This window comes from Parasedimentitalea nitratireducens, assembly GCF_057444295.1.
Genome location: NZ_JBYAXC010000014.1, coordinates 59,996 through 82,995, shown reverse-complemented (window position 1 = coordinate 82,995; position 23,000 = coordinate 59,996). Strand labels below are relative to the sequence as shown.

Below are 23,000 nucleotides of genomic sequence, written 5' to 3'. Positions count from 1 at the left end.
CCCGTGAAATCGAGTTGGAAGCCATTCATCCTGTGATGTAGTGCCGCCAAAACCGTGAGTTTTTCAACAGAATAAGCTCTAAGCAGACATTGCTTGTTCCTAACCAGCAGTTCCGATGAAACGAGCTAAGGAGCATCCTGTGACGGTGAAAACCTCAGAATTCTATCCTTTAGAGCTGGTGCCAGCAGGGCGCAAAGTAGGTTTAGATTCACCTTTGTGCCTTACATCACCGAAGTCTGATCCAAGAATGGAGAAAATGATGAGGATAAGTAAATCAGCTGAACCCCTGTCCTTTGGCTTTGGTGTCAGCCCGTCACTCGGTGGATTTTGGTTCACGCTTGGACCATACACCTTCGTAATCTGATATCAAAAAGAGCACTTGCGGGCGGTGCCCCGGGCGGTCATTGCCGCGAAACCTCAAGGCCGTAACACGCAGCGCAAGCATGAGTGCCGTGATCGACATGTTCATTGAAAACATTGGATAAAAGCGGGGAATTGGTAGGCCCGGAGGGATTTGAACCCCCAACCAAAGCGTTATGAGCGCTCTGCTCTAACCGTTGAGCTACAGGCCCGCCGTTTCTGGTGGTTAGGCAATGGCGCGCAGCAGGTCAAGCGGTGATTGCATAAGGGCGCGGGTGAACCTGCTGAAATTCCGCCTGAATCGTCTCCAGCCTGTCAACCACACCTTGCAGAATGATATCAAGGCCTCGGCCAGCTGCATGGCGGGTGGGGTAGACGGCAAAGACGGGTTTGTCGGGCGTAGTATAGGCCGGCAGCACCTGCTCAAAAGTTCCATTGGCCAATTCCTTGGCAATCATGAACCGCGGCGCACGGGCAAAACCGGTGCAATTGTTCACCGCCTGCAGGATCAAGTCCGGATCATCAGCTGTAAATCCGCCACGAACCGGGGCCTGGATTTCCTTGCCATCCTTGATGATCGGAATGAACCCCTGGGTCTGTTCTTCATTGTGCTGAACCATTTTCAAACGCATCAAATCTTCGATCGTTTCGGGGCGGCCGACCTTGTCCAGATAGGCGGGGTTGGCAAACAGCACTGTTTTCAGCGCCGCGATCTTGCGACCAAAACCATCGGTGTCGCCCAAGCGCCCGGATCGAATAGCCAGGTCATAGCCCTCGCGCACCACGTCAACCAGCCGGTCCTCAAGCTTCATCACGATGTTCAGATCGGGGTAGGGGGTGCCCAGGTCAATCAGCATCGGGCCAACAATCGCACGCCCCAGAATGTTACTGACACTGAGGCGAAAGGTACCCGAGACCGTCTCTTTCATGTCAGTCAACTCGGTCTGCAAGATCTCAAATCCCGATTGGATCGACCGCGCATGTCCCACAACCAACTCACCAGCCCTCGTGGTCTGAACGCCTTTGGACGAGCGGTGCAGCAGCTGCTCACCAAACAGGGTTTCCAGCTGCTTGATCTGCTGACTAACGGCAGATTGGGTTATGCCAAGCCGTTTGGCGGTGCGGTTCAAACTGCCTTCGTCCACCGCGCAGGCAAAGGTTTCCAATAGTCCAAGACGATCCATGCTGCCCCTATAAGCGCTGCTAATACCCGGTATCGCCAATCCGTGACTGTTGGCTGGCCCGCGGGCTGACTACCTCTGCGTCACGACGATGATCACGACCTAGGTATTGGAGCCTATTATGACAATCAACCGCCGACATTTTTTACAAAGCGCCGCCGCTCTTCCCGCCGCCGCTGCAATTGTTCCCGCATCCGCCAATCTGGCAAGTGCCTCTGCCCCCCTGATTGGCCAACAGGTGCCGGGCATCTACCGTTTCACCGTAGGCGAGGCGGAGGTCACGGCTCTTTTGGACGGGCACCTTGATTTCGGGACCGAGCTTATTAATGACCATGATGAAGTCAAGGCAGCGCAGGCCATGGCCAAGAATATGCAGCCAATGGCGAATGGGTCCTTGCGAATTCCGGTAAACGGTTACCTGGTCAATTCCGGCGGCCAGTTGACGATGATTGATGCTGGCACGGCTCAGCTGATGGGGCCAACACTGGGCAAGCTCGAGGCCGGGCTGGCGGCGGTTGGTGTACAGCCGAGCGACATCGACACCGTTTTGCTGACCCACATTCACCCGGATCACAGTGGCGGGCTGATTGATGGCGAAGGCAAAGCCGTCTTTGAAAATGCCGAACTGGCGGTGTCCAAAACTGAATGGGATTTCTGGTATGACGACGGCATCCTTGCCGGTGTACCCGAGGGCAACAAGCCGTTCTTTCATATGGCACGAAACACGACATCCCCATACAGCAACCGGCTAAAACTGATCGATGGCGAAACAGAGGCCGCTGCGGGATTCACAGCTTTGCCGCTGCCAGGGCACACCCCGGGTCACACGGGATATATGCTGAACTCTGGCGATGAGTCGCTTTTGTTCTGGGGCGATATTATTCACCTGACGGGCCTGCAGTTCACCCAGCCTGACACAACCATTGTCTATGATATGGACCCAGCCCAGACCGCCCAGACACGGCGAAAACTGATGGATCGCGCCACCGCCGACAACCTGCTGGTCACCGGTGCACACATTGATTTCCCCGGCTTGGGTCGCGTGCATCGCGATGGCGATGCCTATCGTTATCAGGCGGCACCCTGGCAATACGCCCTATAAAGGGCGAAAATAACATCTGCCGCGTCTTGTTTTAGGGGCGCGGCGGAATCGCTTATTTCATTCTTGTGGACGTTGCGTTAAAGGCTGCGCAACTCATACCAAGGAGCCCGGCGATGACCACTGGCAAAAACGGCCTGACCTATGCAGATGCAGGCGTGGATATTGATGCAGGCAACGCGCTGGTAGACCGGATCAAACCGGCCGCCAAACGCACCAACCGCTCGGGCGTGATGAGCGGGCTGGGTGGCTTTGGCGCGCTGTTCGATCTCAAAGACGCAGGCTATAGCGATCCAATCCTGGTTGGCGCCACCGACGGTGTTGGCACCAAGCTGCGGATTGCAATTGATACCGGCGTTGTTGACGGAGTTGGCATCGATCTGGTGGCCATGTGTGTCAACGATCTGGTCTGTCAGGGCGCTGAGCCTCTGTTCTTCCTGGACTACTTTGCCACCGGCAAACTTGAGATGGAAACCGCCGCGCGGATCATCGAAGGCATCGCCGAAGGCTGCGTGCGCTCGAACTGCGCGCTGATCGGTGGCGAAACCGCCGAAATGCCGGGCATGTACCCCAAAGGTGATTTTGACCTTGCCGGCTTCTCGGTTGGGGCAATGGAGCGCGGCACCGCGCTGCCTGCGGATGTCGCCGAAGGCGACGTGCTGTTGGGGTTGGCTTCTGATGGTGTTCACTCCAACGGTTACTCGCTAGTGCGCCGTTTGGTCGAGGTCTCGGGCCTAGGCTGGGACGACGACTGCCCATTCGCCGACGGCAAACTGGGCGAAGTTCTGCTAACCCCAACGCGCCTGTATGTAAAATCCTGTCTGGCCGCAGTGCGGGCAGGGGGCGTTCACGCACTGGCCCATATCACTGGTGGTGGTCTGACCGAAAACCTGCCGCGCGTGTTGCCCGATGATCTAGGTGCCGACATCGACCTGAACGCTTGGGAACTGCCCGGCGTGTTCCAGTGGATGGCCAAAACCGGCGGTATTGCCGAATCCGAAATGCTGAAAACCTTCAACTGCGGCATTGGCATGATCTTGTCTGTTTCGGCTGATCAGGCTGACGCACTGACCGAGCTGCTGACCGCCGAAGGCGAAACCGTTTCGCGCCTTGGCACCGTCACTGCAGGCGCTGGCATGCGCTACTCGGGCAAGCTGCTGTGAGCGGACACAAAAAAGTCGCCATCCTGATTTCGGGTGGCGGTTCCAATATGATGACGCTAGTCAATAGCATGACCGGCGATCATCCGGCGCGCCCTTGTCTGGTGCTGTCCAATAACGCGGATGCCGGCGGGCTTAAGAAAGCCGCCGATGCCGGTGTTGCCACCGCCGTTGTCGACCACCGCCCGTTCAAGGGCGACCGGCAGGCGTTTGAGGCAGAACTGGTGAAACCCATTCTGGAATCAGGCGCCGACATCGTCTGCTTGGCCGGTTTTATGCGGGTGCTAACCTCGGGCTTTGTTAGCCAGTTTCAGGGCCGGATGCTGAACATTCACCCATCGTTGCTGCCAAAATACACTGGCCTGCACACCCATGCCCGCGCGCTTGAAGCGGGTGATGCCGAACATGGCTGCTCGGTGCACGAGGTGACGGCTGTGTTGGATGACGGCCCGCTACTTGGACAGGCACGGGTGCCGGTGCTGGCAGGCGACACGCCAGATGTACTTGCCGCCCGGGTTCTGGAGCAGGAGCACAAACTCTACCCGGTGGTCCTGCGCCGCTATGCCGCTGATGACCGAACTCCAGTTTTATTGAGCTAAGAATGACGCAACTTGTGGTGCAGTTTGCAATGCCCCGCACAAGCGCGTATCACCGTTGGAACGCATAAAAGCAAAGAAAAGACGCGATTTATGAAAACTCTTACCACCACCGAAGCGCTCGCCTCCTTTTGTAAAGAAGCGGCTCAACACCCTTATGTGACGGTGGATACCGAGTTTCTGCGCGAACGCACCTATTATTCCAAACTCTGCCTAGTGCAGCTGGCCTATCCCGGCGAAGGAAACGAAAACGCGGTCTTGGTGGATCCTTTGACCGATGGCCTGTCGCTAGAGCCATTGTATGACCTGTTTCGTGATGAGAGCGTGGTCAAGGTTTTCCACGCCGCGCGTCAGGATCTTGAGATTTTCTGGGTCGAGGCCAAGGTCTTTCCTAAACCCCTGTTTGACACGCAAGTGGCGGCCATGGTCTGCGGTTTTGGTGATCAGGCTGGCTATGAAACTCTGGTTCGCAAGATTGTCAAAGAAGGGGTCGACAAGACCTCTCGCTTTACCGACTGGTCACGCCGTCCGCTGACAGATGCACAGAAAAACTATGCTCTGGCCGATGTGACCCATCTGCGCAACGTATACGAATTTCTGTCAGCTCAGCTCGAGAAATCTGGCCGTTCCCATTGGGTTACAGAAGAGCTTCAAGTGTTGACCAACCCCGGCACCTACGAGATTCAGCCACGCGAAGCCTGGCGGCGTATCAAGACCCGGACCAATTCGTCCAAGTTCCTGGCCGTTGTGCGCGAACTGGCTGCCTTTCGTGAAGAATACGCCCAAACCAACAATGTACCGCGCAATCGGGTATTCAAAGATGACGCCTTGGTCGAGCTGGCCTCGACCAAACCCAAAACAGGGTCTGATTTGGGCGGTTCGCGGTTGCTGCTGCGTGAGGCACGCCGTGGAGCGATTGCCGAGGGCATTCTGGAAGCCGTCGCGCGTGGCGTGAATTGCCCAGCCGAAAAGATGCCCAAGCCAGATCGCAGTAAGGAAAAGCTACAGGTGAATCCGGCATTGGCTGATCTGCTACGGGTTCTGTTGAAGTCCAAAACCGAAAGCGCCGGTGTGGCAGCTAAGCTGATCGCCCCAAGTTCAGATCTGGACGCCATTGCTGCCGGTCAGCGGGATGTTGCGGCCTTGTCGGGATGGCGGCACGAGGTCTTTGGCGCTGACGCCCTGCGGCTTTGCAATGGTGAGATTGGACTGGCAGCCAAAGGGCAGACTGTCCAAGTTGTCGAGCTCTGATACTTTAAATGGCTAAAGACAAAAATGGCGCCCAAGGGCGCCATTTTGTATTTTCGGCTTATGATTTTTTCTTATCGGCGTGTTTCGCGCGCATTTCCGGCGCTAGTCACACGAATCAAGCGGACACCGGCAAGATCTTGATGTGAGACGCTGACAGCAACACGCAGGGTGCGGCTGTGCTCAGATCCAACAGGCGTTGCAGCGGCCGGATACAGGGCGCGAAAACTGTAATCGAGTGTATTGCTTTCAGCATCTGGGTTCGGGGTGAGCCTAACGCCAAACGCGCCCTGACGGCTGGCAAGTCCAGTTGCATATATGATTGCTCCGGTTGGAGTTTGTTCAACTCTAAGCTCGGTTATACTAGCAACTGCAACGCTCAGGTCCACTTCCTCACCCTTGTCTGGGCGGCTGAAAAGACTAACCCGAGTGCTTTGGGGAATCAGCGGGTTGTCCTGGTCGATTGTTTGTTCAACAGGAACTTCGGTGGCTTCTGAATTCCCAAACCAATTGCCGGGATTTACCCGCGAGTCACGCCAGCTACTGCATGCGGTAAGTGTAAGTCCGGTGACCAATAGAACTACAATGGATTTGCGCATGAAAGCCGCCCGTTTGAATTTTCCTAACAAGGGATTACCCGATTGCAGGCATGATGAAAAGCGGTTGAAAAAATACTGGGCTCGGCTTAGGTCGATGACAGTTCATTCGCATCAACTGATCGGACCTAAATCATGGCCACAGCCGCCTTTGAGGACATTGTCGAAGATTTCGAATTCCTGGAAGACTGGGAAGATCGCTATCGCTATGTCATTGATTACGGCAAGGCGATGGAGGCGATTGACGACGCGCTAAAGGTACCTGCAACCAAGGTGCACGGCTGTGCCAGTCAGGTGTGGCTTCACCCCAAAATCGAACAGGGCATTTTCTCGTTTGAAGGTGACAGCGACGCAATGATTGTGCGCGGTCTGATTGCGGTGTTGCGCGCCTTGTATAACGGTGTCCCGGTGGCTGACGTCGCCAAAGTGGATGCCAAAGGCGAGCTTGAAAGACTGGGTTTGAACGACCACCTGTCCGCACAGCGGTCAAATGGGTTGCGCTCCATGATCGAGCGTATTCAAGAAGTCACCGCCGAAGCGGCCTGACAGGTTTTTGGCAACGCAAAGGGGAAGGGGGCGCTGCCCCCAACTTGGCCAAGGGTCAATTCACCTCTGGGATATTTTCAGCCAGATGAAGAGGCGGATCTGGCCCAACTGCTCAAAGTTGTTTCAAGATCACCATAGCCAGTGTGGCGGTGTTCAAACGCCAAGCCAAGCCGTTCAGCACAGTGTTGTGCCTGCTCTACAAGCTTGGGGTCCTGAATTTGGGACTGGTAGACCAGCTTGGTGTAATTGCCAAATATCATCTCGCGCAGCTCAGGATTTCGATCAAGCCCCATAGGCCGCCAAATAAAGGCATCAAACTGTTTCACCAGGAAATCCGTGAGGTAAAAGGCGGTGATCTCGCCACCTTCAGCGATTTCTGCAAAGGCCTCGTTCCCTTCGTAGAACGAATAACAATGGGGCCCGGCAATCATTTCAACGCCAAGTTCTGCGCAGGTCTGGGCCAATGCGCCCCCGGTGCCGCAATCGGCGTAAACCACAAAAATCTGATCATAACGGGCGCGATGCTTGTGCACTGCATCGGCCACCGCTGTTGAAATCTGGTCTGGATAGAGATGCAGCTTGGCAGGCAGGCAGGTCAGGTCAATATGATCTAGCTGGTTGTTGGCCTTGATCGCCAGGATCTCGCGGGCAAGCGCGCCGCAAGCAATCAACAAGATACGCCCGGTTTGCCGTTTAGGCGCTGCGAGGCCTTGTTCAGTCAGTGAGGTGTCGTCCAGAAAGTTCTGGCTTGGGGGCGGAACAGCGACCCGGCCTTCCTTCAGGCGGGCCGCTCTTCCTTTGCGTGCCATATTAGGCGCTCATTCGATTGTGCTTGCGACCCACAAATTCTTTTGCGGTTTCAACAGCAACAGCTGCGTCACGACAATAGGCATCAGCGCCAATGGCCTTGCCGAACTCTTCGTTCAGCGGGGCGCCACCAACAAGAACGATATAGTCGTCGCGCTTACCCTGTTCGATCAGCGTGTCGATCACAACCTTCATATAAGGCATCGTTGTGGTCAGCAGGGCCGACATGCCAAGGATGTCGGCTTTTTCTTTTTCCAGCGCTTCCAGGTAGTTCTCAACCGGGTTGTTGATTCCCAGATCGACCACTTCAAAACCAGCACCTTCCATCATCATGGAAACCAGGTTTTTGCCGATGTCGTGAATGTCACCTTTGACGGTGCCGATCACCATCTTGCCAACCTGTGGCGCGCCAGTCGCTGCCAGCAATGGTTTCAGAATGGCCATGCCACCCTTCATCGCGTTCGCTGCCAGAAGAACCTCGGGCACAAACAAGATGCCATCGCGGAAATCTGCACCAACGATGGTCATACCACCAACTAGCGCTTCGGTCAGCACTTTATAGGGCTCCCAATCGCGCGACAGCAGGATGGTGACACCCTCTTCGATTTCTTCCCTCAGACCATCATACAGATCGTCAAACATCTGCTGGACCAGTTCTTCGTCGTCCAGTTCCGCCAGGATGATATCTTCTTCTTCTGACATGGGTGTATTCCTTGACTAGGTCGGAGCGATGCCCCGGTGTTGCCGTGTTCGTTGAACCCTTTTTGCCAAAAGGTCGCAGACGAACTGCAATATTTGCGACATTGCCTTAGCTTGAACCGACGTATAGGTGCAAAAGTACCAGAATAATAATGAAGATTTCACATGGAGATCTTCGCAATCTTGCGTTTGTTCTTTATTTGTTCTCACTGATGGTGCAGAATGCCGCAATGCAGACGAATAATTCAAATCCGAACTCAGGCTATGTGGCCCGCGCCGCCCTCAGCAATGCCGCAGGGCGATTTGATGTCACCCGCGACACCATAGATGACGGCTGGTTCCCCGAGCCTGACCCAAGCCATATCGCAACCGAGCTTCGGCACGAGACAGCCCGGTCGATGATCAGCTACAATCGTTCGCCCGATTTGCCATTTGACCGGTCGATCAATCCGTACCGGGGGTGCGAGCATGGCTGCATCTATTGTTTTGCCCGCCCCAGCCATGCCTATCTTGGCCTGTCGCCGGGGCTGGATTTTGAAACCAAACTGGTGGCGCGCACCAACGCCGCTGAGGTCCTGCGTCAAGAACTGTCTGCCAAACGGTACAAGGTCGCGCCACTGGCGATTGGAACCAATACCGACCCCTATCAACCGGTTGAAAAGGGGCAGGAGCTCGTGCGTGAATGTCTTCAGGTACTGAGTGATTTCAACCACCCGGTGGCAATCGTCACCAAGGGCGCCATGATTGAACGCGATATCGATATTCTCGCCCCAATGGCTGCCCAAGGCTTGGTTAGGGTGGGTATTTCCGTCACCACCCTTGATCCAGGCCAGGCGCGGCGCATGGAGCCACGTGTGCCAACACCTGCGAGACGGCTTGCTACAATCCGGCGGCTTAGCGACGCCGGCATCCCGGTGCGCATTATGGTGTCACCCGTGGTGCCGGGTCTGACTGATCACGAGGTCGAGGCGTTGCTGGTTGCCGGAACCGAGGCAGGCGCTGACGCCGCCAGTTGGATCATGCTACGCCTCCCGCGTGAGGTGTCCGAGCTTTGGCAACAATGGTTGGCCAAACATGAACCAGGGCGTGCCGACAAAGTGATGGCGCGGCTGCGTGAGATGCATGGTGGCAAGGACTATGATCCGCGCTGGGGCCTACGGATGCGAGGCGAAGGTGAATATGCCCGGATGATCGGACATCGGTTCAAGTCGGGGTGCAAACGGCTGGGGCTACGAGAGAAAACCGAAGATCTGCGGTGTGATCTATTTCGGGTGCCGCCTCAGGCCGGAGACCAGCTGGCCTTGTTTTGAATGTTTCATGCCCTGGTTGGCAAGTTGCCAAAGTTGACAGGAGCGCGCCAAGCTTTCACCCTGCGTCAACATTTGGGCAAGTCCCGGTTTCAAGAATTTCAAAACAAAGGCCAAGGTCGGATGCCCAAAGATCAATATTGTTGGCGCTGCAATATGACTGTCCCAATGCTCAGCGACCAAGAATGGGCAGTCTTGCAAGAACAAGCAAACAAAGAGGTGCACCAAGCTCAGCGTTTGGCGGCTCTAAGCCATGCCTATGAAACGCTCACGGGGTTTCACGAGAGTAACCCCGGTGCCATTTTTGATCATGTGCTCAGCCTCTATGGTCCGCCCTGCACAGCCTGCGACAAACCTCTACGTACCAAACAGGCACGTTTTTGCGCCGCCTGTGGTCATCCCTCAGATCATACATGAGCTGAGGGATGCGCTTAGGAGAGCGAAGCAAAAGGCTTTCTTTTTGCCCTAAATACTCAAAATGCGACCGTAACCCAGCAGGGGTACGGTCACTTTCAGAAGCATTACGCTTGGGCTTTTCTTAGCCGCGACGGCGGCTGCGGCGCTCACGCTTGGGGGCGTCGCTTTGGTCGCCAGTGCCATCACTGGGTGACGAAAACCCGCCCAGCGTTTCGGCAATCAGTTCCAGTGTTGGGCGCTCGCCGCGGGGCTGGGTGTCCAGTGCCTCGCGCATGGCGCGCAGGTGATCGGGCAGGGTGCCACAGCAGCCGCCAATGATCTTGGCGCCACTGTCCCGTGCCATTACCGCATATTTGCCCATCAACTCGGGCGTACCGTCATAGTGGATGTGGCCATCGACATATTTTGGAATGCCGGCGTTGCCCTTGGAAATAATCGGGCGCTCGGTGCCTTGGGCGGCAAAACCCAGAACCGTGCGCAGGATATCTGACGCTCCGACACCGCAGTTGGCGCCAAAGGCCAGCGGAGCATTGTCGCCGAATTCTTCGACCAGCTGTACCATCGCAGCCGAGGTCACGCCCATCATGGTGCGCCCGGCGGTGTCAAAGCTCATGGTTCCACACCAGGGCATGTCAGCCAGTTTAAAGGCCTCGGCCGCAGCGCGGTATTCTTCGGGGGCAGAAATAGTTTCCAGCCACAGCACATCCACGCCGCCAGCTTTCAAACCCTCGGCCTGCTCGTGGAACATTTCCACGGCCAATTCATGGCTCAGCTCGCCAACTGGCTGCATGATCTCACCGGTTGGGCCAACGGACCCGGCAACAGCAATCCTACGGCCAGATTTATCCGCCACTTCACGGCCCAGTTCAGCGCCGATCTTGTTCAGCTCGTGTACTCGGTTCTGTGCGTCGTGCAGCTTCAGACGGGAGGCTGTGCCACCAAAAGTATTGGTGAGGAACAGGTCGCTGCCTGCATCAACCGATCCCTGATACAGCGCGCGGATTTTGTCTGGCTCATCCGTGTTCCACAGCTCAGGCGCATCGCCCGATTGCAGGCCCATGTTGAACAGGTTGGTACCGGTGGCACCATCGGTTAGCAGTACATCTCTGCTGTTGAGCAAGTCGATAAAGGTATTGGTCATGTCTGGTATCCCGTGAAAGGCGGGGCAAAGCCCCATGGCCGCGCAAACGGCGCAATCATCTGATTATTCCTGTGTCATGCAGAGCGTTGCAACGCAATTGCATTCTGCTCATCTTCATTATGAGACATCGACAGGCCTACAACTTGAGCCTTTGTAATGCAGTGTTCTGGGTTAGGCTGCAGCGGCGCAGGCCGATGCACCAAACGCACCAGTTCTGCAATTGAAATGGCCATCTGCCACCAGCTTGGCGCTGCCATGTATAATGGCTGCCAGTGTGGCGCAAAACAAGATTTGAAACGCCTCAGCCCTTTGTCGACTCGATCCGCAAAACGGTGGGCAGGAACCGCAGCCAGCGAAAGCCGCGGCATATCCAGTTCAGCAGCCACGGCAATCGCTTCGCGGATCAGCGCATGGCCGGTTCCATCTGGCGCGCCCGGTTTGATACGCACCAGATCCAGACACCACTCTGTGCCCGAGGTGTGGAAACTGACAAACCCGATGATCTCTTGATCCTGCCAGGCCAGAAACACCCTTTGTTGAGCCAAATACCCAGCCTCAAACCGTCCCATCGTGGTGCCCAAGGCTTGACCATGGCTGCACTGCCAGGCTTGGTCGACCTGTTCCATCTGCGCTAGTGGCAAGTTGGGTGCCGATGGCCGAACCTCGACCCCGGCCTTGGCGGCTTGGCGCAGTTTACGTCGCAGTTGGCGGAACTTCGCGCCGTCCTCGCAAAACGACTCTGGGGCCAAAACCGCCTCTTGCGCGCTGCGCAGCAGTTTCCAGTTTTTGCGGCGCAGGCCCAAGGCGTGTCGCGCCGAACATTTGTAAACGCAGGCCGCAGCATTGCGGTTGTCGGCATGGTTTTTCAAAAGCGCACTGCCGCCCGAGACAGGGCCTGCCACGGGATCAAACATCGCAATCGAGCATTGCGGACTGTCCAGCACTGCCAACTGGTTCGGCCCATAACTCAGCACCTTGCCACCGTTTTGGCGGATAACACCGGTCTCTGATCGATCGCAGTCGTGTGGCAAGGCGCTAGCTGAACGACTGGTCGCCATTGATTGCGTGCTGCCGAATGTCTGCAATACGCGGGGCCAGGCCAAAAGGAACACGGACGCAAGGGCCGGAAGGGCAAAGTAAACCAGCCGAAACGCGACGATTGCAACCACGATGTCAGCCGTCGCATGGCTGGGCAATAGGGCAAACAGGGTCAGCTCAAACGGCCCCACGCCCCCCGGCGCCGACGAGATAATAGCGGCTGCAAGGGCAAGGAAATATACTGGCAACAATACCGTCCAGCCAATTGCGGCCGTCTCGGGCAATAGCACCCACAGGGCGGTTCCCGCAGCGACCACATCGACCAGGGCCCAAACTGACAATGCCAACACTGCGGTGACCGAGGGTAGGCAGAATTGAAACTTCCCAAGCTTGAGTTCAGGCTTCAAGAAACTGGCCACACCAGCTGCCAACAAACCTGCCAGAACCAGGGCACCTGTCCACTTCATCAAAGCTGATGACGGCAGGATCAGGCTTGTACAGGCACATATCATGGCCAGGGCGGTCAGAAATGTCACAGCAACAAAGCCCGTCAATTGTGCAGCCTGAGCAGGGCGAAGTCCCGGAAGAAGACGCCAACGGGTGAAGCTCCCGGTTATCAGGCCAAAGCCAACTGTCTGCGATACCGCAATCGCGGCCATGCCCGTGACCCGCGCGGATTGCCCGTTGAATCCGGTCCCCATATGACGATGCGCGACCAGATCATACCGACCCAAGGCCCAAAAACTGACCAGCGTCGCCAGCAGAGCTGCGCACCATTGACCAAGCGAAACATCTGCCAAAAGTTCGCTCAGGGTCTGCGGCGAGGGGAGTTCAACACGGCTTTGCATGAGCCACAAACACAGAACTGTCACGCCAAACGGGGCAACTAACCAGAGTAGCCGGGATACAGTGCTTGGAACAGCATAAGAGAGGGCTGGCATATAATACCTGTCGGTGCGGAAGTTGAACGCACCAATCTAACCCAGTTGACTTGCAGTACTGTTAATGTGCGCCCACATCTCTTGGCCCCAACAAGCCAAGGAACGGCGCGAAGCCCGGCGCCACACTGCAGGCCGGGCAAGCGTAACATGCGGTTTAGCTGGCTTCGGTCAGGACCTGTTGTTTTGCCTCGGGCATCAAGGCCGCGCGCTTAAGCCGGATCTCTTCAGAGGTCACATTCCCCTGCAGATCGGCCGTCAGCTTACGAATGACATCTTCGTGGTCCGCTTCTTCGATATCAGCCGTGACAACTGTTGTGGCATAGTCTTCTGCCGCAGTCCCAGACTTGCCCATCTTCTCGGCAGCCCAAAGGCCCAGCAATTTGTTGCACCGCGCCTGAGCATTGAATTGCATTTCTTCGTCATGGGCAAATTTGGCCTCAAAAGCCTGTTCTCGTTCGTCAAATGTGGTCATGCGTATTCGCCTTTTTGATGAAAGAAATCCTATAGTTCTGATATTAGTATCGCACAGGGCTGGTACAAGGGGGTGCGGGTTGCTTGCGGCATTGGCAGGCTTGCTCTATGAGGGCGGCAGATACGGGATTCACTCCTCTTCCCTGGCTATTCGAAAGGCTGTCCATGGCGCGTCGCAAGAAAATTTACGAAGGCAAAGCCAAAACTCTGTATGAAGGCCCCGAGCCGGGCACTATCGTGCAGTATTTCAAGGACGACGCGACCGCGTTTAACGCCGAGAAGAAAGACGTGATCGAAGGTAAGGGTGTCCTGAACAACCTGCTGAGCGAATATTTCATGGTTGGCTTGGGGCAAATCGGCGTGCCGACCCACTTCCTGAAACGCCTGAATATGCGCGAGCAACTGGTGCGGACCTGCGAGATTGTTCCACTGGAAGTGATCGTGCGTAACTTTGCCGCAGGTAGCATTTGCACCCGTTTGGGCCTGGAAGAAGGCACACAGCTGCCGCGCCCAATTGTTGAGTTTTGCTACAAGGACGACGCCCTGGGCGACCCTTTGGTCAGCGAAGAGCACATTGCTGCCTTTGGCTGGGCCAGCCAGCAAGACATGGATGACATCCTGAGCATGACCCTGCGGGTGAATGATTTTATGTCCGGCATCATGCTGGGTGTTGGCATTCGTCTGGTCGACTTCAAAATCGAATTTGGCCGCGTCTTCGAAGGCGATTTCCAGCGACTGGTTGTTGCCGATGAAATCAGCCCCGACAGCTGTCGTTTGTGGGACGTCGAAACTGGTCAGAAGCTGGACAAGGATGTGTTCCGCCGCGATCTAGGCAGCCTGACGGATGCCTATTCCGAGGTCGCTCGTCGTTTGGGCGTGATGCCCAACACACCGCCACAAAACGGCAAGCCGACACTGGTCAACTAATAGCTTGGCGCCCGTTGAGGGCGTCGGGTTCTACGTATTTTAGCAAAAAGAAGCCCCAAGGGGGCTTTGCCACCGCAATCGAGGAATGACGCGATGAAGGCACGGGTGCATGTAATGCTGAAGAATGGGGTTCTGGATCCACAGGGTGAGGCAGTGCGCCACGCGCTTGGCGCCATGGGCTTTGACAAGGTCGAAGGTGTTCGTCAGGGCAAGGTGATTGACCTGAACCTGGCCGAAGGCTCCAGCGAAGCAGATGTCACGGACATGTGTGAAAAGCTGCTGGCCAACACAGTGATCGAATCTTACAGCATCGAGATGCTGGGATGAAGGCCGCAGTAGTCGTCTTCCCGGGCTCAAACTGCGACCGCGATCTGGCGGTTGCCTTTGAACGCGCCGGATTTGAAGTGTCGATGGTCTGGCATAAAGACAGCAAACTGCCTGCGGGCGTAGACATCGTTGGTGTGCCGGGTGGGTTCTCCTATGGGGATTATCTGCGCTGTGGTGCCATCGCCGCGCAATCGCCAATCTGCAAAGCGGTTGTCGAACACGCCAACCGCGGTGGCTATTCCATCGGTATCTGCAATGGCTTTCAGGTGCTGACCGAAACAGGTGTTCTGCCCGGTGCGCTGCTGCGCAATGCGGGTCTGAAGTACATCTGCAAGACTGTGGACCTGAAGATCGCCACAGCAGATAGTGTGTTTACCAGTGGCTATGCTGCCGGTGACGTGATTGGTGTTCCGATTGCGCACCACGATGGCAACTACTTTGCCGATGCTGAAACCGTAGCCAAACTGCAGGGTGAAGACCGCGTGGCCTTTACCTATGCTGACAACCCAAATGGCTCGATCGCCGACATCGCTGGTATCCTGTCTGACAACCGTCGGGTGCTGGGAATGATGCCACACCCTGAACGGGCTGCGGACGAAGGCCATGGCGGTACCGACGGGGTGGCAGTGTTCCGCGCATTGACGGATATTGTTGCCACAGCGTGACTTGTGATGCTGAGGCGGGGGGCGTAGATTTGCGCCATGACCGCCTCGCATGATGTTCCCAGTCAGATCAAGCCTAGCAAGCCGTCACGAACCTTTTCGTGGCGGGTCAGGCTGGCGCTGGTTTTATTGCTGGCGGTGGCTGCGGTTACGGTCTGGCAAACCAACCGCCTGCTGACCAGCCGTTTTACCCAGGCTACACGCAACAAGGCTGAGCTTAGGCTGGCGCTCTATTCTGGCAACTTGCTAAGTGAGTTGCGCCAGAATGCCATCGTGCCGCAATTGCTGGCGCGCGATCAAACGCTGATCTCGGCGCTGCAGTCCAGCGACTTTTCCCTGTCTACTCAGCGTCTGATTTCCTTTGTCGACGAAATCGGTGCAGCCTCGATTATGCTGCTGGCGCAGGATGGTCGCACCGTGGCGGCTACCGACCGCAGCCGCTTGGGAGAGCTGCATCGGAGCGATCCCTATTTTGTTGATGCTGTTCGTGCCAACTCCACTGTGTTTTCGGTGATCGAACGTGAAGCAGGTGGCTACCGGTTTTCCTATTCCCGACGGCTCGAAGACTCCTCGGGGGTGTTGGGAGTCATTGTTGTTGAAGTCGACTTGCAGAAGTTTGAGAGGGCCTGGGCCGGGATATCTGATGCGGTCATGGTTAGCGACAGCACCGGTACGATTGTGCTGGCAACTGAGACCCGGTGGCGTGGGTTGAATGAAACGGATGCGTTGAAGCACCAGACCCCACTGGGGGCCATTCAAAGAGCGATCCGCGCCACCACGGATTGGACCGTGCTGCCGGCTGATGCATACCTGCGCGGCGAGGCGGTGATGCGCATTGCCAACCGTATTCCCTTTCGCGGTTGGCGGATGACCTCCTTTACCACCTATGAATCGATCCGTGAGCGGGTCAACGCGGTGCTCGCACTCGAAATTATGGGATTCGCCATCCTCTTGGCCTTGGCGTTTTATTCTTTGAACCGAAAGACGGCGCTTCGGATGGCGCTGTTTCAGCGCGAGTCGGCGGAGCTTCGCGTATTGAACGCACGGCTGCGGCGGGAAGTTGCCGAGCGCGAGCGGGTGCAAAAGACCCTTGAAGTGGCTGAACAAAGCCTGGCGCAAAGTTCAAAACTGGCCGCATTGGGAGAAATGTCGGCCGCCGTCAGCCACGAATTGAACCAGCCCTTGGCGGCGATGAAAACCTATCTGGCCGGCGCGCGCCTGTTGCTGGGCCGAAATAGACCGGACGAAGCTCTGGTTTCCTTTGGTCGTATTGATGATCTGATCGAGCGGATGGGCGCGCTTACCCGGCAGTTGAAATCTTATGCCCGCAAGGGTGGTGATAGTTTCAGCCCTGTAAATATGGGGGATGCACTGGCCTCAAGCCTGTCGATGATGGAGCCTCAGCTGCGTCAACGCCATGTCCGGATTGCCCGTGTTCTGCCGGACGAGCCGGTATTTGTCATGGGAGACCGGATGCGGATTGAGCAAGTGATGGTGAACCTCTTGCGAAACGCATTGGACGCCACCAAATCAGTTGAAGACCCCGAGGTCGAAGTCATTCTGGCCGCTGGGGAAACTGCCATTTTGGCGGTACGTGACAATGGGATAGGAATTGAGGACTTTGGAGAGCTGTTCGAACCGTTCTATACCACTAAGCAGCCAGGCGATGGGGTTGGCTTGGGGCTTGCCATCTCATCTGGGATCGTCAACGACCTAGGTGGACGCTTGACTGCCCGCAACGGTGAAAACGGTGGCGCGGTATTTGAGATGCAATTGCCGATCCTGGTAGACGGGGTCGAAGCCGCTGAATAATTTCAGCGTGATTTATGAGAGGACTGTTTATGGCACAGGCCATGAAAATTGCGATTGTCGATGATGAGCAGGATATGCGTCAGTCGATCAGCCAATGGCTGGCACTGTCGGGCTATGACACCGAAACCTTTGCCAGTGCCGAAGATGCGCTCAAGGTTTTGGGCGCAGATTATCCAGGCATCGTGATTTCCGACATCAAAATGCCGGGCATGGATGGCATGCAATTCCTGAAAAAGCTGATGGGCAGCGACAGCGCTCTGCCGGTGATCATGATCACCGGGCACGGTGATGTACCCATGGCGGTTGAGGCAATGCGGGTCGGGGCTTTTGATTTCCTCGAAAAGCCGTTTAATCCAGATCGTATGTCCGAGCTGGCCAAACGGGCCACCGGTGCTCGCCGGTTGGTGTTGGACAATCGGGTGTTGCGCCGCGAATTGTCCGACGGCACCCAGATCATGAGCAAACTGATCGGTGCCAGCCCGGTGATGGAGCGCCTCAAAGAGGATATTCTGGATCTGGGGCAGGCGGATGGTCATGTTCTGATCGATGGCGAAACCGGCACTGGTAAAACCCTGGTGGCCCATGCGCTACATGCCGTTGGCAGCCGCGCCGGTAAGAAGTTTGTGTTGCTCTCTTGTGCCGCGCTCGAAGAAGACGCTCTGTCAAAGCGTTTGTTTGGGCCGATGATGCCCGAAGATGCACAGCTGCCCGCGATCGAGGAAGCGCGCGGTGGTACACTGGTGTTGGAAGATATCGATGCGCTAACCGAGCCGCTCCAGGCAAAATTGCTGAGTATTATCAACGAGCAGGGGACACCAAGTGAAACCCGCATCATCGCAATCTCGAACCTGCAAGAGGCCGGTAAGACCTGCGAGGATGCTCTGCGTTCAGATCTGTTCTATCGCTTGGCTGCACTGCGGATCACGGTTCCGCCACTGCGCCAGCGGGGCGAGGATATTCTGACCCTGTTCACCCGCCTGTCCGAACAGTTCTCCGAAGAATACGGCTGCGAGGCACCGCAGGTCTCAGCTCAAGAGGCGGCACAACTGTTGCAGGCACCTTGGCCGGGCAATGTGCGTCAGCTGATCAATATCGCCGAACGCGCGGTCCTGCAGGCGCGGCGCGGGTCCGGCACCATTGCGTCGCTGCTAATGTCAGATCACGAAGAAATGCAGCCGGTAATGACCACCGAAGGCAAGCCGCTCAAAGAATATGTCGAAGCGTTCGAGCGCATGCTGATAGATAATACCATGCGGCGTCACAAAGGCTCGATTGCGTCTGTGATGGAGGAGTTGTGCCTGCCACGACGAACCCTGAACGAGAAAATGGCCAAGTACGGCCTGCAGCGATCGGATTATCTGTCGTAAATGCCCAAGGCTTATCTTTTTGATATGGACGGACTTTTGCTCGACACCGAGCGGCTGTACATGTCCAGCTTTCTGGATGTGGTTGTGCCGCTGGGTGTTGAACGCTCCATTGCACGGGCATTTTACTACACGCAGATCGGCACCTCTTGGTCCTTCACCAAGGGCCAGCTTGCTGAGTTTCTGCCAGAACACTCGCCGTCGCAGATCATGACTGAGTGGAGCGCTGGTTTTAACACCGGTGCAGCTGCTGGCGTGTCTTTGCGACCCAGCGTGCGCGAGGTGCTTGCCACATTGAGCGAGCAGGGAGCAGCGATGGCGGTTGTTACCTCTACCGTCGGAGCACGCGCCCGGTCGCATTTGCAAAATGCTGGTCTTGTCGACTATTTCGAGTTTGTCCTTGGCGGTGACGAGGTGTCAGCGACCAAGCCAAACCCAGCCCCCTATCTTGAGGCCGCAGCCCGGTTTGGCCTGAACGGGGGAGATTGTGCAGCCTTTGAAGACAGTGACAACGGCATTGCCGCAGCGGTTGCAGCCAAAACCCATGCAGTGCAGGTGCCAGATCTCAGGCCCGAGAACCGGCCTCTACCAGCCCTTGGTCAAATGGTGGCAAAAGATCTGAAAGAGGCAGTGCAGCTGGCTCAACAACGTTACGCCTCGGCAAAAATCTGATTTGCCAGCGAGATTCAGCTCGGTTTGCTAGGGAAACACTGCTTTTGCCCAAAAAAATAGCACAATTTTAACTTTCAGACCGTTTAAGGCCCGTTGTGGCATCATTTCCATTCCCACGAATGAAGATGCCCATTGTCATTACCTATCCACAGGTCTTATGCTGCTGTGACGGGACCGATACCAATCTGGGTATCGCCGTTTTGATGAGATTCGCTGATCTTCGTCTTTGTCCGGTACGATCCGAGAAGGCGCAGACAGACCGATTAGCCCCGAAGTTTTTGGGGTAGTTTAGCACCTGAACCGGAACGTTTTCGGCGCAGGAATGAAATGGGCAGGGCTCGGGATACCCCCACCTGTCGGAGAAGAACCGCGATGAAGCGCGCGCAAGTACAAAGAACAGAGACAGGACCGACGGAAACATTTTCCGCGCCCATGTCCTGTCGTGCGCCGTCACAAATCGCCCTGACAAGACACCACCCACAACGCGCAGCTCCCCCCGGTAACGGCCGGAGCCTGCGCGCACAGGCATGGTGCACTAAGGAAACATGGCAAAGAAGATGCTTATTGATGCCACCCACGCCGAGGAAACTCGGGTTGTGGTGGTCGACGGAAACAAGGTTGAGGAGTTCGACTTTGAATCCGAGAACAAACGCCAGCTCGCTGGCAATATCTATCTAGCAAAAGTAACCCGGGTCGAACCCTCACTGCAGGCAGCTTTTGTAGACTATGGCGGCAATCGTCATGGATTTCTGGCATTCTCGGAAATCCACCCTGACTATTATCAAATTCCGGTCGCAGACCGCGAGGCGTTGCTAGAAGAAGAGCGCGCCTATGCCGAGTCTATGCGGGCCAAGGATGATGAGGAAGATTCAAAACCCTCCAAATCCCGCCGCTCACGCTCGCGCAGCCGTACCAAGGCCGAAGGCGTCAAATCCAAGGATGCGGTTGAAACCAAAGAAGTCGAGGCCCCAAGTGCCGAGATTTCCGGTATGGAAACCATCGATCTCAGCGATGAGATCGAAGCAGATGACGCTAACCTGCTAGGCAGCGAAGAAGGCAGTTCTCCAATGGAGACTGTCGCTGAAACGCCAGTCGAAGAACCTGCCGAGGACCAATCAGAAGTTAAAGCTGCTGAGGGTGAAGAAACCCCGGCTGAAACCGATGCTGCGCCTGCTGCTGAAGAGACTGCAGAAACAGCTGAAGCAGCCCCGGCTGAAGCCGAGAAAGCTGCCGAGACGCCTGCTGCTGAAACAGCTGAAGCTGACGCACCAGTAGCTGAAGAGACACCAAACGAGCAGCCTGCCGAGGCTGCTACAGAAGGCACTGCCGAAGAAGCAAAAGAAGCTGGTGATGATGACGACGCCGATGACGACGTCAAACGCGCTGACGCGACATCCAAAGACAGCTCGATTGAATCAGTCGCGGATGAAGACGACAGCGAAGACATTCGCCCGCCACGCAAGCCACGTCCCAAGCGCTACAAGATCCAGGAAGTCATCAAGGTTCGTCAGGTCCTGCTGGTTCAGGTTGTCAAAGAAGAGCGTGGCAACAAAGGCGCTGCGCTGACCACATACCTGTCGCTGGCAGGTCGTTACTGTGTGCTGATGCCAAACACCGCGCGCGGTGGTGGTATTTCTCGCAAAATCACCAACGCTGTTGACCGCAAAAAACTAAAAGAAATCGCCAACGAAATCGACGTGCCAAGTGGTGCGGGTCTTATTGTACGCACCGCTGGTGCCAAGCGCACCAAGGCTGAGATCAAGCGCGACTATGAATACCTGCAGCGCCTGTGGGAACAGATCCGCGAGCTGACGCTGAAATCGATTGCACCCGCCAAGATCTATGAAGAAGGCGACCTGATCAAACGCTCGATCCGTGATCTCTATAATCGCGAGATTGACGAGGTGTTTGTCGAAGGTGAACGCGGTTACCGCATCGCCAAAGACTTCATGAAAATGATCATGCCGTCACACGCCAAAAACGTGAAGCGGTACAATGAAACCCTGCCGCTGTTCGCCCGTTATCAGGTCGAAAGCTATCTGGGTGGCATGTTCAACCCAACCGTCCAGTTGAAGTCCGGCGGCTACATCGTGATCGATGTCACCGAGGCACTGGTTGCTATTGATGTGAACTCGGGTCGCGCCACCAAAGAAGGCTCGATCGAAGACACCGCGACCAAGACCAACCTGGAAGCCGCTGAAGAAGTTGCGCGCCAGTTGCGTCTGCGTGACCTTGCTGGTCTGATCGTCATCGATTTCATCGACATGGACGAGCGCAAGAACAACAACGCTGTTGAAAAGCGTATCAAGGACAAGCTGAAGACCGACCGCGCCCGTATCCAGATTGGCCGCATCTCGGGCTTTGGCCTGATGGAGATGAGCCGTCAGCGTCTGCGTCCTGGCATGCTCGAGGCAACAACACAGCCTTGCCCATCCTGTCACGGCACTGGTCTGATCCGCTCTGACGATAACATGGCGCTGACCATTCTGCGCCAGATCGAAGAAGAAGGCACCCGCAACCGCTCACGCGAGGTCTTGGTGCGTTGCCCGGTCAGCATTGCCAACTTCTTGATGAACCAAAAGCGCGAGCACATCGCCCAAATCGAAGCCCGGTATGGCCTGTCGGTTCGCATCGAAGGTGACCCGCATCTGGTCAGCCCTGACTTCACGCTTGAAAAGTTCAAAACGGCAACCCGCACTGTTGCGGCAGCCCCAGCTCCGGTTGTTTCAGTTGATACCTCTCTGATGGATCAGGTTGACGCTGACGGTGCTGACGAGGCTGACGAAGACGACAGCGATACTGTCACCAGCGATACCTCGGAAGAGGGCGAAACAAAGCCCAAGCGTAAACGTCGTCGTCGTCGTCGCCGGTCAAGCAAGTCGGACAATGGTGAAAACGGCTCAAGCGACAATCAGAATGGCGAAGGTTCTGAAGATGCAGCAACACCTGTCGAGGGTGAAGCCGCCGCAGACGCTGCAGAGGGCGCCGAGGCACCTGCCGAGGAAGAGAAGAAGCCAAAGCGGACTCGCACACGCTCTCGGTCTCGTTCGCGCAGCAAGTCAAAGACCGATTCTGAGACACCGGCTGAAGAGCAGGCCGAGGTTGTTGTTGTCGACACCGCTGAGGCTGAACAGCCTGTTGTCATCGTATCCGACCCTCTTGCGGTTGTGGATGCCGATCCAGCGGCTGAAACTGCACCTGATGCAGCTGTTGAAGCTTCTTCCGAGGTTGTTGCAGAAGCGGTTTCTGAAACTGTGGTCGAAGCGGCACCTGAGACTGTCGAAGTTGCCGAGGTCGAATCCAAAGCGGTTACTGAGGCAGAACCCGCACCGGAAGTTGAAAAAGCCGCAGAGCCTGAAGCGGCTGAACCCGAACCAGTTGCTGAACCAGCTGTTGAACCTGAATCTGAGCAGGCTGAGCCTGAACCAGAGCCAGAGCCAGAGCTGGTTGCAGCCGAAGAGGTCGCTCCAAAGCCGGATGAGCCACCCAAGCCTAAACGCCGTGGCTGGTGGTCACTGGGAAGCTAAGAAATCAAAAAGCGCCGGGGAACTCCCCGGCGTTTTTTTGTGCCCAGAACAAGATCAATCCAGTTAACCATCCGTTAGCTTGTTTCGCGCGCGAAACATTTG

The 23,000-nt window shown here is 56.2% G+C and carries 22 protein-coding genes and 1 tRNA gene; 15 read left to right on the top strand and 8 right to left on the bottom strand.

Annotated elements, in window-relative coordinates; genetic code table 11:
* The first annotated feature begins 139 nt into the window (after positions 1-139).
* Complete coding sequence (locus tag AC2T28_RS22515) at positions 140-364, top strand: hypothetical protein (RefSeq protein ID WP_486750852.1); 225 nt, start codon at positions 140-142, stop codon at positions 362-364.
* A 132-nt stretch (positions 365-496) separates the two neighbouring features.
* Here AC2T28_RS22515 and AC2T28_RS22510 read toward each other — a convergent pair.
* Both AC2T28_RS22510 and AC2T28_RS22505 read right to left on the bottom strand, forming a co-directional pair.
* Positions 497-572, bottom strand: a tRNA-Ile gene (locus AC2T28_RS22510).
* A gap of 36 nt (positions 573-608) precedes the next feature.
* Entirely contained in the window at positions 609-1,544 is a 936-nt protein-coding gene (locus AC2T28_RS22505; protein WP_486750851.1) for a LysR family transcriptional regulator, read from the bottom strand.
* Between the two features lie 118 nt (positions 1,545-1,662).
* On the opposite strand from AC2T28_RS22505, the gene AC2T28_RS22500 reads away from it, so the two are divergent.
* The 4 genes from AC2T28_RS22500 (at position 1,663) to rnd (ending at position 5,647) form a co-directional block, all read left to right on the top strand.
* Positions 1,663-2,643: an MBL fold metallo-hydrolase gene (locus AC2T28_RS22500; RefSeq protein ID WP_486750850.1), complete on the top strand. Its 981-nt coding sequence runs from the start codon at positions 1,663-1,665 to the stop codon at positions 2,641-2,643.
* Positions 2,644-2,756: 113 nt separating this feature from the next.
* Positions 2,757-3,803, top strand: coding sequence for a phosphoribosylformylglycinamidine cyclo-ligase (gene purM, locus AC2T28_RS22495; RefSeq protein WP_486750849.1), 1,047 nt, complete (start codon positions 2,757-2,759; stop codon positions 3,801-3,803).
* Complete coding sequence (purN, locus tag AC2T28_RS22490) at positions 3,800-4,399, top strand: phosphoribosylglycinamide formyltransferase (protein WP_486750848.1); 600 nt, start codon at positions 3,800-3,802, stop codon at positions 4,397-4,399. The genes purM and purN overlap by 4 nt, the downstream gene beginning before the upstream one ends.
* A gap of 90 nt (positions 4,400-4,489) precedes the next feature.
* Complete coding sequence (gene rnd / locus AC2T28_RS22485) at positions 4,490-5,647, top strand: ribonuclease D (RefSeq protein ID WP_486750847.1); 1,158 nt, start codon at positions 4,490-4,492, stop codon at positions 5,645-5,647.
* A gap of 71 nt (positions 5,648-5,718) precedes the next feature.
* On the opposite strand, the gene AC2T28_RS22480 is transcribed toward rnd, so the two are convergent.
* A complete protein-coding gene (locus AC2T28_RS22480) occupies positions 5,719-6,243 on the bottom strand; it encodes a hypothetical protein (RefSeq protein WP_486750846.1) in 525 nt (174 codons plus the stop codon).
* Positions 6,244-6,375: 132 nt separating this feature from the next.
* On the opposite strand from AC2T28_RS22480, the gene AC2T28_RS22475 reads away from it, so the two are divergent.
* Entirely contained in the window at positions 6,376-6,786 is a 411-nt protein-coding gene (locus AC2T28_RS22475; RefSeq protein WP_486750845.1) for a SufE family protein, read from the top strand.
* 77 nt (positions 6,787-6,863) lie between these two features.
* Here the strand turns inward: AC2T28_RS22475 and AC2T28_RS22470 are convergent, their stop codons facing one another.
* Together AC2T28_RS22470 and AC2T28_RS22465 are read right to left on the bottom strand one after the other, a co-directional pair.
* The gene (locus tag AC2T28_RS22470) at positions 6,864-7,595 is read right to left on the bottom strand and encodes a DUF1638 domain-containing protein (protein WP_486750844.1); all 732 of its coding nucleotides are present in this window, start codon (positions 7,593-7,595) and stop codon (positions 6,864-6,866) included.
* A gap of 1 nt (position 7,596) precedes the next feature.
* Positions 7,597-8,295 (bottom strand): corrinoid protein, encoded by a 699-nt coding sequence (locus tag AC2T28_RS22465; RefSeq protein WP_486750843.1) that lies wholly within the window; start codon positions 8,293-8,295, stop codon positions 7,597-7,599.
* Positions 8,296-8,504: 209 nt separating this feature from the next.
* Here AC2T28_RS22465 and AC2T28_RS22460 point away from each other — a divergent pair, with 209 nt between their 5' ends.
* On the top strand, positions 8,505-9,602 hold the full coding sequence (locus AC2T28_RS22460) for a PA0069 family radical SAM protein (protein WP_486750855.1): 1,098 nt from the start codon (positions 8,505-8,507) through the stop codon (positions 9,600-9,602).
* A 153-nt stretch (positions 9,603-9,755) separates the two neighbouring features.
* Positions 9,756-10,016, top strand: a complete 261-nt coding sequence (locus AC2T28_RS22455; protein ID WP_486750842.1) for a hypothetical protein — start codon at positions 9,756-9,758, stop codon at positions 10,014-10,016.
* 121 nt (positions 10,017-10,137) lie between these two features.
* On the opposite strand, the gene bmt is transcribed toward AC2T28_RS22455, so the two are convergent.
* The 3 genes from bmt to AC2T28_RS22440 form a co-directional block, all read right to left on the bottom strand.
* Positions 10,138-11,157, bottom strand: coding sequence for a betaine--homocysteine S-methyltransferase (gene bmt / locus AC2T28_RS22450; protein WP_486750841.1), 1,020 nt, complete (start codon positions 11,155-11,157; stop codon positions 10,138-10,140).
* Positions 11,158-11,231: 74 nt separating this feature from the next.
* Complete coding sequence (locus AC2T28_RS22445) at positions 11,232-13,043, bottom strand: phosphatidylglycerol lysyltransferase domain-containing protein (RefSeq protein WP_486750840.1); 1,812 nt, start codon at positions 13,041-13,043, stop codon at positions 11,232-11,234.
* Positions 13,044-13,290: 247 nt separating this feature from the next.
* Positions 13,291-13,608 carry a DUF1476 domain-containing protein gene (locus tag AC2T28_RS22440; RefSeq protein ID WP_486750839.1) on the bottom strand — a complete coding sequence of 106 codons (318 nt, stop codon included), beginning with the start codon at positions 13,606-13,608 and terminating at the stop codon, positions 13,291-13,293.
* Positions 13,609-13,772: 164 nt separating this feature from the next.
* Between AC2T28_RS22440 and purC the strand changes: the two genes are divergently transcribed.
* From purC to AC2T28_RS22405, 7 genes are all read left to right on the top strand, one after another.
* Positions 13,773-14,534, top strand: a complete 762-nt coding sequence (purC, locus tag AC2T28_RS22435; RefSeq protein WP_486750838.1) for a phosphoribosylaminoimidazolesuccinocarboxamide synthase — start codon at positions 13,773-13,775, stop codon at positions 14,532-14,534.
* Positions 14,535-14,627: 93 nt separating this feature from the next.
* Positions 14,628-14,861 carry a phosphoribosylformylglycinamidine synthase subunit PurS gene (gene purS, locus AC2T28_RS22430; RefSeq protein WP_486750837.1) on the top strand — a complete coding sequence of 78 codons (234 nt, stop codon included), beginning with the start codon at positions 14,628-14,630 and terminating at the stop codon, positions 14,859-14,861.
* The gene (gene purQ, locus AC2T28_RS22425) at positions 14,858-15,526 is read left to right on the top strand and encodes a phosphoribosylformylglycinamidine synthase subunit PurQ (RefSeq protein ID WP_486750836.1); all 669 of its coding nucleotides are present in this window, start codon (positions 14,858-14,860) and stop codon (positions 15,524-15,526) included. Before purS ends, purQ begins: the two co-directional genes overlap by 4 nt.
* A 36-nt stretch (positions 15,527-15,562) precedes the next feature.
* Positions 15,563-17,335, top strand: coding sequence for a sensor histidine kinase (locus AC2T28_RS22420; protein ID WP_486750835.1), 1,773 nt, complete (start codon positions 15,563-15,565; stop codon positions 17,333-17,335).
* Between the two features lie 29 nt (positions 17,336-17,364).
* Complete coding sequence (locus tag AC2T28_RS22415; protein WP_486750854.1) at positions 17,365-18,702, top strand: sigma-54-dependent transcriptional regulator; 1,338 nt, start codon at positions 17,365-17,367, stop codon at positions 18,700-18,702.
* On the top strand, positions 18,703-19,371 hold the full coding sequence (locus AC2T28_RS22410; RefSeq protein WP_486750834.1) for an HAD family hydrolase: 669 nt from the start codon (positions 18,703-18,705) through the stop codon (positions 19,369-19,371).
* Positions 19,372-19,916: 545 nt separating this feature from the next.
* Complete coding sequence (locus AC2T28_RS22405; protein ID WP_486750833.1) at positions 19,917-22,898, top strand: Rne/Rng family ribonuclease; 2,982 nt, start codon at positions 19,917-19,919, stop codon at positions 22,896-22,898.
* Positions 22,899-23,000: the final 102 nt, after the last annotated feature.

Excerpts from the sequence above, each read along its gene's own strand:
- rnd (WP_486750847.1), top strand. The coding sequence starts at position 4,490 with ATGAAAACTCTTACCACCACCGAAGCGCTCGCCTCCTTTTGTAAAGAA.
- AC2T28_RS22505 (WP_486750851.1), bottom strand. The coding sequence starts at position 1,544 with ATGGATCGTCTTGGACTATTGGAAACCTTTGCCTGCGCGGTGGACGAA.
- AC2T28_RS22470 (WP_486750844.1), bottom strand. The coding sequence starts at position 7,595 with ATGGCACGCAAAGGAAGAGCGGCCCGCCTGAAGGAAGGCCGGGTCGCT.
- AC2T28_RS22475 (WP_486750845.1), top strand. The coding sequence starts at position 6,376 with ATGGCCACAGCCGCCTTTGAGGACATTGTCGAAGATTTCGAATTCCTG.
- AC2T28_RS22445 (WP_486750840.1), bottom strand. The coding sequence starts at position 13,043 with ATGCAAAGCCGTGTTGAACTCCCCTCGCCGCAGACCCTGAGCGAACTT.
- AC2T28_RS22465 (WP_486750843.1), bottom strand. The coding sequence starts at position 8,295 with ATGTCAGAAGAAGAAGATATCATCCTGGCGGAACTGGACGACGAAGAA.
- AC2T28_RS22500 (WP_486750850.1), top strand. The coding sequence starts at position 1,663 with ATGACAATCAACCGCCGACATTTTTTACAAAGCGCCGCCGCTCTTCCC.
- AC2T28_RS22480 (WP_486750846.1), bottom strand. The coding sequence starts at position 6,243 with ATGCGCAAATCCATTGTAGTTCTATTGGTCACCGGACTTACACTTACC.
- purM (WP_486750849.1), top strand. The coding sequence starts at position 2,757 with ATGACCACTGGCAAAAACGGCCTGACCTATGCAGATGCAGGCGTGGAT.
- AC2T28_RS22420 (WP_486750835.1), top strand. The coding sequence starts at position 15,563 with ATGACCGCCTCGCATGATGTTCCCAGTCAGATCAAGCCTAGCAAGCCG.
- AC2T28_RS22410 (WP_486750834.1), top strand. The coding sequence starts at position 18,703 with ATGCCCAAGGCTTATCTTTTTGATATGGACGGACTTTTGCTCGACACC.
- AC2T28_RS22415 (WP_486750854.1), top strand. The coding sequence starts at position 17,365 with ATGGCACAGGCCATGAAAATTGCGATTGTCGATGATGAGCAGGATATG.
- purC (WP_486750838.1), top strand. The coding sequence starts at position 13,773 with ATGGCGCGTCGCAAGAAAATTTACGAAGGCAAAGCCAAAACTCTGTAT.
- AC2T28_RS22440 (WP_486750839.1), bottom strand. The coding sequence starts at position 13,608 with ATGACCACATTTGACGAACGAGAACAGGCTTTTGAGGCCAAATTTGCC.
- AC2T28_RS22455 (WP_486750842.1), top strand. The coding sequence starts at position 9,756 with ATGACTGTCCCAATGCTCAGCGACCAAGAATGGGCAGTCTTGCAAGAA.
- AC2T28_RS22405 (WP_486750833.1), top strand. The coding sequence starts at position 19,917 with ATGGCAAAGAAGATGCTTATTGATGCCACCCACGCCGAGGAAACTCGG.
- purQ (WP_486750836.1), top strand. The coding sequence starts at position 14,858 with ATGAAGGCCGCAGTAGTCGTCTTCCCGGGCTCAAACTGCGACCGCGAT.
- bmt (WP_486750841.1), bottom strand. The coding sequence starts at position 11,157 with ATGACCAATACCTTTATCGACTTGCTCAACAGCAGAGATGTACTGCTA.
- AC2T28_RS22460 (WP_486750855.1), top strand. The coding sequence starts at position 8,505 with ATGGTGCAGAATGCCGCAATGCAGACGAATAATTCAAATCCGAACTCA.
- purS (WP_486750837.1), top strand. The coding sequence starts at position 14,628 with ATGAAGGCACGGGTGCATGTAATGCTGAAGAATGGGGTTCTGGATCCA.